Origin of the sequence: Flavobacterium sp. KACC 22761, from assembly GCF_034058155.1 — a bacterium.
Taxonomy (GTDB): Bacteria; Bacteroidota; Bacteroidia; order Flavobacteriales; family Flavobacteriaceae; genus Flavobacterium.
The window spans coordinates 239,148-253,842 of record NZ_CP139148.1 but is presented as its reverse complement, the minus strand read 5'-3'; the positions used below and the strand labels follow the sequence as shown (position 1 = coordinate 253,842).

At 33.6% G+C, this 14,695-nt stretch carries 16 protein-coding genes; all 16 read right to left on the bottom strand.

The features are described 5' to 3' along the window. Nucleotides 1-4: 4 nt before the first annotated feature. The 16 genes from SCB73_RS01050 to SCB73_RS00975 all read right to left on the bottom strand — a co-directional run bounded on the left by SCB73_RS01050 (nt 5) and on the right by SCB73_RS00975 (nt 14,503). Nucleotides 5-1,084, bottom strand: coding sequence for an HlyD family secretion protein (locus SCB73_RS01050; RefSeq protein ID WP_320568345.1), 1,080 nt, complete (start codon nt 1,082-1,084; stop codon nt 5-7). A gap of 12 nt (nt 1,085-1,096) precedes the next feature. Next, nucleotides 1,097-2,416: a TolC family protein gene (locus SCB73_RS01045; protein ID WP_320568344.1), complete on the bottom strand. Its 1,320-nt coding sequence runs from the start codon at nt 2,414-2,416 to the stop codon at nt 1,097-1,099. After that, the gene (locus SCB73_RS01040) at nt 2,406-3,035 is read right to left on the bottom strand and encodes a TetR/AcrR family transcriptional regulator (RefSeq protein ID WP_132989778.1); all 630 of its coding nucleotides are present in this window, start codon (nt 3,033-3,035) and stop codon (nt 2,406-2,408) included. Before SCB73_RS01040 ends, SCB73_RS01045 begins: the two co-directional genes overlap by 11 nt. Before the next feature lie 175 nt (nt 3,036-3,210). Then, nucleotides 3,211-3,732 (bottom strand): hypothetical protein, encoded by a 522-nt coding sequence (locus SCB73_RS01035; protein WP_320568343.1) that lies wholly within the window; start codon nt 3,730-3,732, stop codon nt 3,211-3,213. A gap of 18 nt (nt 3,733-3,750) precedes the next feature. After that, on the bottom strand, nt 3,751-4,512 hold the full coding sequence (gene trpA / locus SCB73_RS01030) for a tryptophan synthase subunit alpha (protein WP_320568342.1): 762 nt from the start codon (nt 4,510-4,512) through the stop codon (nt 3,751-3,753). A gap of 91 nt (nt 4,513-4,603) precedes the next feature. Further along, nucleotides 4,604-5,341 carry a carbon-nitrogen hydrolase family protein gene (locus tag SCB73_RS01025; protein ID WP_320568341.1) on the bottom strand — a complete coding sequence of 246 codons (738 nt, stop codon included), beginning with the start codon at nt 5,339-5,341 and terminating at the stop codon, nt 4,604-4,606. Nucleotides 5,342-5,356: 15 nt separating this feature from the next. Then, nucleotides 5,357-5,674, bottom strand: a complete 318-nt coding sequence (locus SCB73_RS01020; protein ID WP_320568340.1) for a gamma-glutamylcyclotransferase family protein — start codon at nt 5,672-5,674, stop codon at nt 5,357-5,359. A 58-nt stretch (nt 5,675-5,732) separates the two neighbouring features. Then, the gene (trpB, locus tag SCB73_RS01015; RefSeq protein WP_320568339.1) at nt 5,733-6,914 is read right to left on the bottom strand and encodes a tryptophan synthase subunit beta; all 1,182 of its coding nucleotides are present in this window, start codon (nt 6,912-6,914) and stop codon (nt 5,733-5,735) included. An 11-nt stretch (nt 6,915-6,925) separates the two neighbouring features. Then, on the bottom strand, nt 6,926-7,558 hold the full coding sequence (locus SCB73_RS01010; protein WP_320568338.1) for a phosphoribosylanthranilate isomerase: 633 nt from the start codon (nt 7,556-7,558) through the stop codon (nt 6,926-6,928). A gap of 168 nt (nt 7,559-7,726) precedes the next feature. Beyond that, nucleotides 7,727-8,506 (bottom strand): indole-3-glycerol phosphate synthase TrpC, encoded by a 780-nt coding sequence (gene trpC, locus SCB73_RS01005; protein WP_320568337.1) that lies wholly within the window; start codon nt 8,504-8,506, stop codon nt 7,727-7,729. 48 nt (nt 8,507-8,554) lie between these two features. Then, on the bottom strand, nt 8,555-9,547 hold the full coding sequence (gene trpD, locus SCB73_RS01000) for an anthranilate phosphoribosyltransferase (protein ID WP_320568336.1): 993 nt from the start codon (nt 9,545-9,547) through the stop codon (nt 8,555-8,557). 140 nt (nt 9,548-9,687) lie between these two features. Beyond that, a complete protein-coding gene (locus SCB73_RS00995; protein WP_320568335.1) occupies nt 9,688-10,095 on the bottom strand; it encodes a GNAT family N-acetyltransferase in 408 nt (135 codons plus the stop codon). A gap of 141 nt (nt 10,096-10,236) precedes the next feature. Continuing rightward, entirely contained in the window at nt 10,237-10,803 is a 567-nt protein-coding gene (locus SCB73_RS00990; RefSeq protein ID WP_320568334.1) for an anthranilate synthase component II, read from the bottom strand. Nucleotides 10,804-10,875: 72 nt separating this feature from the next. Then, nucleotides 10,876-11,319, bottom strand: a complete 444-nt coding sequence (locus SCB73_RS00985) for a hypothetical protein (RefSeq protein ID WP_320568333.1) — start codon at nt 11,317-11,319, stop codon at nt 10,876-10,878. Nucleotides 11,320-11,516: 197 nt separating this feature from the next. Then, complete coding sequence (locus SCB73_RS00980; RefSeq protein ID WP_320568332.1) at nt 11,517-12,917, bottom strand: anthranilate synthase component I family protein; 1,401 nt, start codon at nt 12,915-12,917, stop codon at nt 11,517-11,519. A 305-nt stretch (nt 12,918-13,222) separates the two neighbouring features. Then, entirely contained in the window at nt 13,223-14,503 is a 1,281-nt protein-coding gene (locus SCB73_RS00975; protein ID WP_320568331.1) for a hypothetical protein, read from the bottom strand. Nucleotides 14,504-14,695: the final 192 nt, after the last annotated feature.

The window sequence follows — 14,695 nt, the reverse complement described above, 5'->3', positions numbered from 1 at the left end:
TATCTTATTTCAAATGTACATCTACGTCAACATTCATTCCTGGACGTAATAATTTTACTTTTTCTGGATCGTTTGAAGGATCTAAACTAATTTTTACTGGTAATCTTTGAATTGTTTTTACAAAGTTTCCTGTTGCATTGTCAGGTGGCAATAAAGAAAAACGAGATCCAGTTGCAGGAGAGAACGAAGTTACAATTCCTTTGAATTCATAGTTTGGATACGCATCTACTTTTAAGCTTACTTTTTGTCCCACAACCATTTTGTTTAATTGTGTTTCTTTAAAGTTTGCTACAACCCAAGCTTCATTATTATTGATGATATAAAATAAAGATTGTCCTGGTTGCACTAATTGTCCTGGCTGAATGTCAACTTTAGAAACTTGTCCGTCAATAGCAGCTGTTACTACAGTATAAGTAAGATTTAATTTTGCTACATCAAGCATTGTTTGTGCTTTTTTGATGTTAGCAGCAGCAACCTCAGTTTGCTTATCTGAAACTTTAGATTTAGATTGAATTACTGATTTTTGGTATGAAGTCGCTTTTTGTTGTTGTTCTAAAACACGTACTTGATTTTCAGCTTCTTCTTTAGCAGTCAAAGCTTGCTCATATTGTTGTTTTGTAATTGTATGTGTTTTGTACAAATTATTGTAACGATTGTAATCGTTTGTAAGCTGTCTCAATCTGATTTTAGCGCTTTCGATAGAACCGCTTGCAGATTTCATTTGAGCATCAGAAACATTAATGCTTGCGTAAGCGCTTCCAATATCAGCTTTTGCTGCTTCATATTGACCTTCAGCACCTAATAATGCAGCATTTGCTTCATCAATTTTTAACTGATAATCTCTTTTGTCGATTGTAAACAAAGTATCTCCTTTTTTTACAAAATCATTATCTTTCACATAAACTTTGCTGATATATCCTGATACTCTAGGAATAATCGGATTCATTTTTTTCTCGATTTGAGCATCATCTGTCTCTTCGTGAGCTTGAGAATGCAAGTATTTAGATATCCCGTAAGTTCCGCCTCCTAAAATAAGAACTGCAAGTATGATGATGAATTTTTTATTTGTCTTTTTCTTTTCCATGAGAGCTATCGATTATATTTTAGAAAGATTGAATGATTGTGATAATTGTCCTGATACTGAAAGTAATTCGTAATATTTTTGAATAATTGTTGCTTTAGATAAAGCAGTTTGAATTTTGGCATTTAAATGTTCTACATCGGCTTCAACCAAATCATTAGTGTCTGAAAGTCCGTTGTCAAACTTGTCTTTTACCAATCTGTAATTTTCTGCAGCTTGCTGTAAAGCTTCTTCATAAACCACGCTTTGATTGATTGCTAAGTCATAATCTTCAATAGATTTTTGAACTTCGACTTTAATACGGTCCGTCATAATTGCTTCGGTATTTTTTACTTCCAAAGCTTTGCTTTCGGCTTCTTTTACGTGAACATTATTTTTCAGAATTCCAGATAAGTCATAAGAAAGGCCAATTCCAAAATTCATTGCATATTTTACCGTAATAATGTCTTTAAGGTCAAATGCGGTATAACCTCCCAATAACGAAACTGAAGGATAATAACCCGCTTTTGCAATTTTCACATTAGCTTCTGAAGCTTTGCCTTGCAATCTAATCGCTTCTAAATCTTTTCTGCTTTCAAGTGCAACAGCATCTGATGTTATTGAGTTGGTTGTTTTCAAATTAAAGAAATCCTGCTCATTAACTTCAATTTTTACCGAAGGATCTAATTTCAATAAAGTCGTCAGATAAAAGTTGATGTTATTGATATTATTATTGGCTTCATCAATTGACAATTGTGTTTTTGAAACTAATAATTGCGCTTTCAACAAATCATTTCTCGGAATAATTCCGTTTTTCTCCAATTCAGTAAAATCAGTAACACGCTGTTTGGCGCTTTTTTGATTTTCGTTTAAAACGTCTAAAGTTTTTTGTGCTTTGTATAATGCTGTATAATAAGTGATTACTTTTAAAGCAACATCTTCTTTTGTTTTAGCCGCATTTGCGCTTTCAGCTTCATATAAGTTGTCGTATGCATCAATGCTGTTTTGAATTTTAAATCCAGCAAAAATAGGAAGACTTAAATTTGCCATTCCAAGCATTGCTCTGTCTGGAGAAGCTAACGAAGCACTTTCGCCTTGATTTGGCATATCAATCGACGCTTTTGTAAGACGTTGATATTGACCAGAAACTTTAATATCTGGATACTGATTGTTTTTTACGGTCTTTAATTCGTATTTTTTTGTGTTTACCTTAGTGTTGGCAAGCGTAACTTCGTTACTCTTTTCCCAAGCCATTTTTACGGCTTCATCCAAGGTTAAACTTGTTTTTTCTTGTGCTTCTATTGAAGATATTCCGATAAAGAAAACTCCAAAGAGCATTAATTGACTAATTTTCATAAACAAGTAGCGCTTTTATAGTTTGTTGAATGTGCTTTGTAAGATTGTTTTTAATGTAATTGTTAAACATTTCTTCCGTTTTTAAATCCAGTAATTCTTCGAAGAAAGAACGATTCATATGAAAGTGAAAAAAGGTTCCAATAATCGTTGGTGTAATCAATGGGATGTTTAAATCTTTTCTAAAAACCCCTTGGTCTTGTCCTTGTTTGATAATGCTTTCTACAGATTTTAAATTTCCTTTTTTAAGTTCAGTAAAAGCTTGAAGGCTTTTTTCTCTCTTTTTATTATAAAGTTCAAAATGTAAAACCCTGTAAATCCCTTTGTTAAGACAAATTCTGTTAATGTAAATTTCGATTAATTTATTGACTTTTTCAAGCGGTTCAATATTTTCCTGCAATAAATTTTCGAGTTGTAATTTTAAATCGGTGGTTTTATGGAGGATCAAAGCCTCAAGAAGTCGCTCTTTTGACCCAAAATAATAAGACACCATGGCAATGTTGATTTTTGCCTCTTTTGAGATGTCCCGAATGGACGTCCCTTCAAATCCTTTCTCAGAAAACAGCTTTTCTGCAACCTCAAGAATCTGAATTTTTTTATCGTTTAATTCGATGTTTGACATGGTATTGTTTCTAATCGAATGCAAAATTAAACAGTTGTTTAATTTAAACGCTTGTTTAATTTTATTTTAACATAATATTAACATAAATCGGTTTCGGTATTTTTGAATAAAAAAAGCTGAATTAGTATCTATCTACTGATTCAGCTTTAAATAAATTTATATGAAAAGTTAAGTATTATGCTTTTCTTTTAAAAAAATAAATTCTTCCATCATAAAAATAAGCTAACTCATGATAATTTATTATTTCAAAATAATATCCTTCATCTGCTTTTAAAGATGTTACAAACTCTCTTGAATTTTTATAACCGTAAAATAATGAGCTTGCTTTGGCATCTTTATCTTTAACTAATGAATATTTAGGTTTGATAATTTTTATATCATGATTTAGAAAAGGCAAGGTCAATAGCGAATCACTTATCACTAGATGATGACCAACTTGTGACTGTATTAAATGTTCATTTTGCATTGTTCCCCCAATTTCCGCAATTGAATCTATAACCCATATTCCTAATAATTGTTTTAGATTTTTAGGTTGGATCGTATCACTAGAATCTTCGATCTCAAGCATTAAATTTTTATAATGAAATGCAGAATCAACATTTTTTTTATTAAAATTAAGAACTTTATTTTCTTTTTTGTTGTTTCCACAAGAAAGAAATATCAAAGCAGACATTAAAGATACGATAATATTTTTCATAAGATTTTTCTTGTAAATCTAACGAATATTTTTGATAAACTCCTCAATTTTCCCACTTCCACTTTCGCTCAAATGTTTGATGAAAGCACTTCCAATAATAGCGCCTTTTGCGTATTTTGTTGCCTGATTGAAAGTTTCTTTATTCGAAATTCCGAAACCAACAATTTGAGGATTTTTCAAATTCATTTCGGCAATCCTTTCGAAATACGTTTCTTGAGTGTTTCCAAAACCACTTTGAGAACCCGTAACACTTGCAGAACTTACCATATAAATAAATCCGTTTGAAACGGTGTCAATAAAACGAATTCTTTCGTCTGAAGTTTGAGGCGTAATCAAAAACACATTTATTAATCCGTATTTTTCGAAAATCGCTTTGTATTCATCAGCGTAAACATCAACTGGAAGATCTGGAATAATCAATCCGTCAATCCCTATTTCGGCACATTTCTGGCAAAAAGCTTCAACGCCGTATTGCAACATCGGATTAAAATATCCCATAATAATCAACGGAATTTTTACGCTTTCGCGGATGTTTTTCAGCTGGTCGAAAAGAATTTGAGTTGTCATTCCGTTATGAAGCGCCTGCGTAGAACTTGCCTGAATTGTTGGCCCATCTGCCAAAGGATCACTGAAAGGAAGTCCGATTTCAATTAAATCAACTCCATTTTTTTCTAAATCCTGAATAATCTGCACCGTATCATTTAAGTTTGGATATCCGGCAGAAAAATAGATCGAAAGGATCTTTTTATCTTCTTGTAATTTTTGAGTTATTCTGTTCATTATTATATTTTTTTTGCCACAGATTAAAAAGATTTCAATGATTTTTTTGATGATCTAATCTGTGAAAATCTGTGAAATCTGTGGCATATTTTTAAAATTTTAAAACCTTACTTGTCCAAATATCATTTTTATTTTCAACCAATAATAATCCAGAATCTGAATTATTCATTTGTCCAATTAATTCTCCTTTATTGTTCCAAAACGCGCTTTGTCCTGCCGATGGCGAACCCCAAGATTCTCCGCTGAAATTTGACATTAAAACATTCATTTGATGTTTTTCGGCATAATTTTGCAAACTTCTGTACGCATTCGGAATTCCGGTTGGCGAAAAGAAAATGCTGGCAATATAAATATCAGTTTCTTTTTTCTTGGCATTTTCCGGATGTTTCGGATTATCAATATCCGCACAAATCGCAAATGAAATCTTCTGATTTTCAATCGTACTCATCGGATTATAATCAAATGATGATTGGAAAAATTCATCTTCACCTTCATGCAAAAACTGCTTCGTATAAATTGACACCGAATTATCAGGAGAAATTACAAATTCACCAATAAACATTTCATTTTCAACTTGAATAGGAGCACCGGCAATAATGATAATATTGTTTTTGACAGCCAGTTCTTTTAAATGGTCAATTCTATAATCATCTTTTGTAAAAGCTAATGGTGCAGCATTTTCTCTTTCATAGCCAGTGATGGACATTTCAGGAAAAGCAATCAAATTGGCACCGTTTTGAACAGCCAACTCAATAAGCTGATAATGATTCAATAAATTGGAAGATATATCTCCGCGTTTTGGTTTTGTTTGTGCAGCTGCTAAAATCATTTTTTCTCCTGAAATTTAACTTTCCATATAAATCCAGGCGGTTTCTCCTGATTGCAATTTTACCTGAACTCTTTTGTAAGCATTAGATTCAAATAAATCTACCTTAGCCAAATCTGCAATCGAAACTTCGTAAAGCACACCGTGAATAATATCTGCCGAATTTTCGCTCGGAACTGCAACAACATAATCTGCCATTCCAAATTCTTCTTCTATTTTTAAGCTTTTGAGTTTGTAACCAAGCAATTGATCAGCAATACCTGTCAAGATTCTATTAAAAACTTGTCTTTGAATTTCTTTTGACCTTAATGTTCCGTAAGAGAATAACTTTTCCATAATTATTAATTTTCTCGTTATTTGGTTTTGTTAGCGAACGCCCAAATTACGATTTTTATTACAATTTAAAATAGTCAATATAATTGTCTAAGTCTTTATCGCCACGACCTGAAAGGCTGATTACCACAACATCAGTTGGTTTGAATTTCTTTTGATCTAAAACCGCAAAAGCGTGTGCACTTTCTATTGCCGGAATAATGCCTTCTAATTTTGTCAATTGCAAACCTGCATTCATTGCATCATCGTCGGTTACAGAGAAAAATTCGCCTCTTCCGGTTTGTGCCAAATGCGCGTGCAAAGGACCAACTCCCGGGTAATCTAATCCCGCAGAAATAGAATACGGTTCTGTAATTTGTCCGTCCGGAGTTTGCATTAAAAGCGTTTTACAACCGTGAATAACGCCTACTTTTCCTAATTTGCTGGTTGCAGCACTATGTCCGCTGTCAACGCCTTTTCCTGCTGCTTCGACTGCAATAATTCCAACTTCTGGTTCATGCAAAAAGTGATAATATGTTCCGGCAGCATTACTTCCTCCGCCGATGCAAGCTACAACATAATCTGGATTTTCGCGTCCTTCTTTTTCTTTTAATTGCCATTTAATCTCTTCCGAAATAATACTCTGAAAGCGCGTCACCATATCAGGATAAGGATGCGGTCCAATTGCCGATCCGATAATATAATGTGTATCAACCGGATTATTGATCCAATCTCGAATAGCTTCATTTGTTGCATCTTTTAAAGTACGAGAACCCGAAAGTGCCGGACGAACTTCTGCACCCAACATTTTCATACGAGCCACGTTAGGAGCTTGACGCGCAATGTCAATTTCGCCCATATACACGATGCATTCAATTCCCATTAAAGCGCAAACTGTTGCAGTTGCCACACCATGCTGACCTGCGCCAGTTTCGGCAATGATTCTTTTTTTGCCTAAACGCTTTGCCAGCAAAATTTGTCCGATTGTATTGTTTACCTTGTGTGCTCCGGTATGATTTAAGTCTTCTCTTTTCAGATAAACTTGGGTATTGTATTTTTCAGATAAGCGTTTTGCAAAATACAGCGGACTAGGGCGTCCTACGTAATCTTTCAACAATTGGTTGAACTCCGCTTTAAAATCAGGTTCATCCATTATGCTTAAATACTTTTGGCGTAATTCTTCTACATTTGGATACAGCATTTCTGGGATGTAAGCTCCTCCAAATTCTCCGTAATATCCTTTTTCGTTGACGTTAAAACTCATTTTTTTAAAGTTTAAATGTTTACAATTTCAAATTTTCGTTTAAAATTGCTTAATAGATTTTTATTTTTTAGCCCTGGTTGGATTTCAAATTTACTGTTTACATCAACAGCATAAAGAGGTAATTTGGTTTTTGAAATTTCCTCAATGGCTTTTAATTCCTCCATTCCGATGCCTCCGCTTAAAAAGAAAGGCTTTTTCGAATTGTATTTTTTTAAGATGTTCCAATCGAAAGTTGTTCCGTTTCCGCCTGGAAGTTTTCCTTTTGTGTCAAACAGAAAATAATCGCAGACATTTTCAAAAGGCTTAATGATTTCAAAATCAAAATTTTCATCAGCCGAAAATACTTTAATAATTTCAATTTTTGTTGGCAGTTTATCTTTTAATTCCGAACAAAATTCAACCGATTCTTCTCCGTGCAATTGAACGGCTTGTAAATTGAATTTTTCTAATTTTTCTAGAATTTCTTCCTGACTCTGATTGACAAAAACACCTACTTTTTTGATTGTTTTTATCAATTCGGGAACATTCTCGTTGCAATATCTAGCAGACTTTTCCCAGAAAATAAATCCCATATAGTCGGGCAGGAGCGCGCCTACCTCGAGGATATTTTCTGGATATTTCATGCCGCATATTTTGAGTTTCATTTCGTTGTGTGTTTTTTAACGCAAAGAGCGCTAAGGTTTTTTTCTTTTGTGTTGTGTTTACAATGCGAAAAAGTTCGCAAAGCTTTGTGTTTGTCTTTTTGCCACGAATTGCACGAATTAACACGAATTTAATTTGTGGGAATTTGTGTAATTTGTGGCAAACTTAAATTATAGTTTACTGATGAATTCTGTTGCTGCTTTACCTGCATCGTCAGTCTTCATAAAGTTTTCTCCAATTAAGAAACCTTTATAGCCGTAAGGTTTTAGTTCCTGAATCGCTTCGATTGATGAAATACCGCTTTCAGAAACTTTTACAAAATCATTCGGAATTTGAGAGGCTAATTCTTTGCTGAAATCCAGACTTACTTCAAAGGTTTTCAGGTTTCTGTTGTTTACGCCAATCATGTCTAAACTCGGCATAATTGATTTTTCCAGTTCTTCCTGATTATGAACTTCTAAAAGAACTTCTAAACCTAAACTTTTGGCAAATTCAGATAAAGATTTGATTTCTTCTCGAGTTAAAACTGCAGCAATCAATAAAATCAAATCGGCTCCATGCGCTTTTGCTTCTAAAATCTGATATTCATCAACAATAAATTCTTTTCGCAAAAGCGGAATATTTACCGAAGCTCGTGCTAAAAGCAAATCATCCAAAGATCCTCCGAAATATTTTCCGTCTGTTAAAACCGAGATTCCACATGCACCTGCATTTTCATAACCTTTTACTACTTCTTCAACTGTAAAATTATTGTTGATGATTGATTTTGAAGGAGATCGGCGTTTGTGCTCTGCAATAATTCCGGAATTGCTTTCTTTTAATTTCTGACTAAGAGAAATAGTCTGTTTTCCAAAAAATACCGAAGCTTCCAATTGAGAAACCGGAATAATTGATTTTTTGAGAACAACTTCTCGTTTTTTGTCTATTATTATTTTATCTAAAATATTCATTTTTTAAGATGCTAAGTTTCTAAGGTACTGAGGTACTAAGTTTTTGTTTTAAAGAGATAAATCCTGTAATTTTTTTAAAGCTTGAAGTCCTTTTCCAGAGAATAGACTTTCTTTTGCCAATTCAAATCCTTCTTGCGGAGAGCACTTATTAACCGTTGCGATTGCCATTGCGGCATTGGCACAAACAACATTATTCTGCGCTTCGTTTCCTTTTCCAGAAATAATATTCGTAAAAATTTCAGCCGATTCTTCTATTGTTGTACCACCTTCGATTTCAGTTTGAGATAAAAGACGAACGCCAAAATCTTCGGGTTTGATCATGCCTTCCATATGGCTGGTAATGATTTTTGTTGGCCCGGTTAGAGAAATTTCGTCATAACCGTCAAGCGAATGAAGGATTGTGAAATTCACATCAGTATTTTGATATAAATAAGCATACATTCTCGCTAATTCTAAATTGAAAACTCCAACTAATTGATTTTGTGGAAATGATGGGTTTACCATTGGCCCTAACATATTGAAGAAGGTTTTTACAGCCAGTTCTTTTCTTATTGGGCCAACATTTTTCATTGCAGGGTGAAATAGGGGAGCGTGTAAAACGCAAATTCCAGCCTGATCGATACATTTTTCTAAGAAATCAGGTTCGTTGCTGAATTTAATTCCCATTTTCTCCATTACGTTGCTTGATCCTGAAATCGATGAAACGCCGTAATTTCCATGTTTTGCCACTTTTATTCCAGCTCCGGCAGCAACAAATGACGCTAAAGTCGAAATGTTGAAAGTATCTTTTCCGTCACCACCTGTTCCGCATAAATCGATCGTGTTATAAGCTGATAAATCGACACGAATACACAATTCTAATAAAGCTTCGCGAAAGCCAGAAAGTTCTTCAATTGTAATGCTTCGCATCATAAATACAGTCAAAAATGCCGAAATCTGGCTTGGATTGTATTGACCGCTTGAAATATTAATCAAAACGTTCTTTGCCTCTTCTTTTGAAAGGACTTCGTGGTTGATTAATTTATTTAATATAGTTTTCATTTTTTTGAGTCTTAAAGTCGAATGTCAAAAGTCTTAAAGTCTTTTGCCTCTGATACTTATTTTAGTGTTGTGTTATTTATATTTTTTTAGTTCGTAATTGACTTTATGACTTTCGACATTAGACTTTACGACTAAATTTTTTAATGTTCATTGCCTTGATAAATCCACATTGGTTCTGTTTTTCCGGCGCGTTCAAAACCATTTTTTTTGTAAAAGTCAACTGATCTTCCGTCTGCAGTCAGCATTTGCATATGAAAATGCTTGTATTTCTCCTGCATTTTATCCATAATCAATTTTCCAATTCCTTTTCCTTGATATTCCGGAAGTACTAAAAGATGAGGATAATAAACGGTTAAAAATCCATCAGAAATCGCATTCCCAAGTCCGACCAGTTTTTTTCCTTCCCAGGCGGTTACTAATGTTTCCGAATTTAATAATCCGTTATAAAGTTCGTTTGGTTTGCTTGCAGAACTCCATTCATTTGCTTTATATAAAACTAAAATGTCGTCTATGCTGATTTCTCGGGTTTCTGAAATTGTTATTTCCATGAGTCATAAAGTCCAAAGTTGAAAGTCATAAAGTTTTCGAACTTTGATATTTTTGAATTGATTTATATTTTTTGTTTTAATCGAAAGAAAGTTTAATCGTTTGCTATTAGACTTTATGACTTTCGACTTTGAAACTTTCGGCTAACTTTTGATCCAGTTCTCTAAAATCCTTTTTCCGTTTGGAGTTAAAACACTTTCAGGGTGAAATTGCACGCCTCTTACGTCATAAGTTTTGTGTCTCAATGACATAATTTGTCCGTTTTCATCTACTGAAGTTGCTTCTAAATCTTCAGGTAAATTGGCATCGACAACCCAAGAGTGGTATCTTCCAACTTCAAATTCATTTCCTAAGCCTTCAAATAAAATCTCGTCTGAAACTACTGTTTTTACATTCGTTGCAACGCCGTGATATACTTTATCAAGGTTCGAAAGTGTTCCGCCAAAAACCTCTCCGATTGCCTGTTGTCCTAAACAAACGCCCAGTATACTTTTCGTTGGGCTGTATTTTTCGATTACGGCTTTTAATAAACCAGCTTCATCTGGAATTCCAGGTCCTGGCGAAAGCAATATTTTTTCGAAAGAAGCGATTTCGTCAATTTCGAATTCGTCGTTTCTGTAAACGGTTACTTCGCAATTTAAATCTTCTAAATAGTGCACTAAATTATAAGTGAAACTATCGTAATTGTCTATAACTAATATTTTTTTCATTTTTTCTAAGGTTCTAAGTTGCTAAGATTCTGAGGTTCTAAGTTTTGTAACTTGAAACCTGAAACTAATTTTTTATTTTTCTCGAACGTACTTTTCAGTAATGATTCTATCGATTCCTAATTTTTCTACTTTTTCTACTCCTTTTTGAGTTAGAGTGTCATTTTTAACTTTTACTACAAACTCAAATTTTCCATTTTCCCATTGACGGTTGTTGAAATATTCTAAATTTTCGGTGTAAACACTATCTTTTAAAGTGTATTTTCCGCCTCCGCCAAAAAATACTGCATTTGTCGAATCTTTTCCGTTTACTAAATCATGATTGAAAAAAGCAAAATGTGTTTCATTTATAATCTTAATCATTTTTGTTTTTGGATTGAAAGTCGAAAAAGTGGAATCTTTTTCTGTCGTTTCAGCTGATATAAGACGCCAAGTTCCTTGAATTGGATTTGTTTTTTTATCAGAATTGCAAGAAGTGATGGTAATGATTAAAATTAAAATTGATACTGCTTTTTTCATGGTTTTTAATGTTTATGGTTTGTAGTTTATAGTTTATGGTTTTGTCAATCTTTGTCTCCAGCGGTTTAAACCGCTGTCTATATTTACTTAGCATTCTTTTTATGTTCGTTTGTTTTCAAATATAGCCCGAGGTTTTAACCTCGGGGACATAACGTTAATTATTCTGCGTTACTGAGACTTAAAAATGTGACTGTTTATTAGATATTTTCTGCCATTTCCAAGGCCGTATTCAACGCTCTTAACTTATTATAAACTTCCTGCATTTCGCTTTCTTCATCAGAACTTGCTACGATTCCCGCGCCCGCTTGACAATGCAATTGGTGATTTTTAGAGAGGAAAGTTCGGATCATAATGGCGTGATTAAAGTTTCCGTCAAAATCCATTACTCCAATTGCGCCTCCGTAGAAATTACGATTTGTTTTTTCGTAATCCTCAATCAACTGCATTGCTCTGTGTTTTGGAGCACCGCTCAAAGTTCCTGCTGGGAAAGTATCGGCAACAACTTGCATCGTGGTCGCTTTGTCATGTAAATGTCCGGTAACTTTTGAAACCAAGTGAATTACGTGTGAGAAAAACTGAACTTCTCTGTATTTTTCTACATTCACATCATGACCATTTCGGCTCAAATCATTTCTGGCCAAATCAACGAGCATTACGTGTTCGCTGTTTTCTTTCTTATCTTCAGAAAGCTCTTTTGCTAAAAGCGCGTCACGTTCGTCATTTCCGGTTCTTTTGAAAGTTCCAGCGATTGGATGAATTTCAGCTTTTCTGTTTTTCACGATAATTTGTGCTTCAGGGGAAGAACCGAATATCTTGAAATCTCCATAATCAAAAAAGAACAAATATGGCGATGGATTAATGCTTCTTAATGCACGATAAACATTGAATTCGTCACCTTTGAAACCTTGTGTAAAACGACGCGAAAGAACTAATTGAAAAACATCTCCGCGAAAGCAATGTTTTTTGGCTAAAGCCACATTGTGCTTAAATTCTTCGTCAGTTAAGTTTGAAAAACCTTCACCTTCTTTCGTGAATTTGTATAAAGCGATATTTCTTGATTGCAATAATTGCTCGATTTCAGAAATGTTGTTTCTTCCGTCAACGCTGTGGCAAAAAATATAGGCTTCGTTTTTGAAGTGGTTGATTGCAATAATATTTTGGTAAACTGCATAAAATACGTCAGGAATTGAAGTCGCAGTATCTTTTTTGGCAATCGAAACTTTCTCGAAATAACGAACGGCATCATAAGAAATGTAGCCAAATAATCCGTTATTGATGAATTTAAAATCGTTTTTCTCTGATTTAAACTGGCTTGAAAATTCCTGAATTACTTCCGGAATACTAGTTTGAGTATCGATTTTATTTAGTTCCGAAGTTCCATCAGGAAAAGTTTTTGTGATTACTTCATTTTCAATTTTAATCGTTGCAATCGGGTTACAACAGATGTAAGAAAAGCTGTTATCATTTCCGTGGTAATCACTACTTTCCAACAATAAACTATTTGGAAATTTATCTCTGATTTTAAAATAAATACTTACTGGCGTAATAGTGTCTGCCAGAATTTGTTTGTAATGTGTATTAAGTATAAACGGTTTCAAAGTATGTTGTTTTTTAGTTTTTAATATGTTTTTCAGCTAGAGTTTTGATCAAAAAAAAAAAGGGCTTGTCGTGATGACAAGCCCTTTAAATTTATAGTTTTGAAAATACCATAGGAAGCTTCGTTCACGACGTTTGACGTAAATTCTTCCACCACCAAGTATTGTTCATTAATATTTTCATTTCTTTATTTTTGATGTCACAAAGATATAAAGGTAATTTGAATTAAAAGACATAAAATCTCAAAAAAAACTTTTCAAAAATTGAAATTTTGTTAAATTTTAAAATTTAGAAACACAACAAAGCCTTAGTTTCCAATGGCTAAGGTGTTGTTTACGTTTGCCCTAAAATCTGGACTTCCTTTGATGTTTGGTGTTGTAAACAACTCCGTATTTTTCATTTTTGTATATTCTATACCTGAATTTTGAGCATTATAATAACTTTCGATGACAGGATTGCTTGCCGCAGATTCGCTTGTGATGCCATCGTTGCAATTGTTTACAATGATATTTTTGAAAGTGATTTTTGAAAGATTTTCATTTCCGTTTCCGATATTTCCTTCCAATAAAACAAAAGGAGTAAAACCTGAAACAATACTATTTGATAAATTGAAGAAAGTGTTTTCACGAACATAAACCGATTCACGAACCAATCCTTGATTGTTTTCTTCCAAATTGATCAAAGTAATGTTTGAAGCGTTAATTTTGGTCATTTTTTTAGACATATCAGTAGTCCCGATTTTGTCGTATGAATCGACTTCAAAACATCTTGATCCCGAAATATCAGATGAAAATGGGTGACGAATTGCAATGCTGTTGCTGATGTTGATTTGTGCACCTTGCGTAAAATCAAAATCATCATCTGTAGTTCGGTACGAAATCAAATTGTTCAAATTCATATCGCCGCCATAACATTCAAAAGAATCATCATTTGAAAAACTAATTTGGATGTTACTTAAAACGGTTTTTCTTCCAACACCAGCCAATGAAAGTCCGTTTAATTCTTTCAGAGAGCTTAATTTTCTTCCAGCATATTCAATTCTAACATATTTAAGAATTCCCGAATTGTCTTCGGCATCTTGCCCGCCATAGTGATTCAGCATTGGTTCTAAATCAAAAGGCAAAGTATGAAGTCCGCCTAAGTTGTTTATTGGCGCTTTTCCTAAAACTATAATGCCACCCCAATCACCCGGTTTTCTTTCTGTTTTTTCTTTGTTTGATGTAAAAACAATTGGATCTGTTTCTAGGCCTTCGGCCATAATTTTTGCACCGTTTGTAATTACAAGTGTGCCGCAAGTTTTGTCGTCGCCTCGAATAACAGTTCCCGGCTCAATAGTTAAAGTTGCATTATTGGTAACATACACAACACCAACTAATTGATACGTATTGCGTTTTAGCAATTTCATGTCTTTGTCAATAGTTCCTGCAATTATATTGGTTGCTTCATTATATTCGTTCGCAGCAGGTTTAAAATTGGTCCAATTGTTCATCCAATTAGAAGTTCCAATAATTCCTTTTGTGGCTTGTTGTGCTTGTAGAAAAAAATTGCTCAAAAGGGCAAGAGCAACAATTTGTAGTTTTGTTTTCATAACTATAATGTTAATTTCTAGTTTTTGATTTTTTAATTTGCTCAAAATTAGAGTCCGAATGTTAATCAATTCGGTTATAGTTATTATCAAAGCGTTACTTTAGTATTAAGAACGTTATTTTTTTGAAAAGAAATTTACTAATAGTTTTATTTGAGAGTTGTTCTAAAAATAATTACAATTAAATTTTCATTG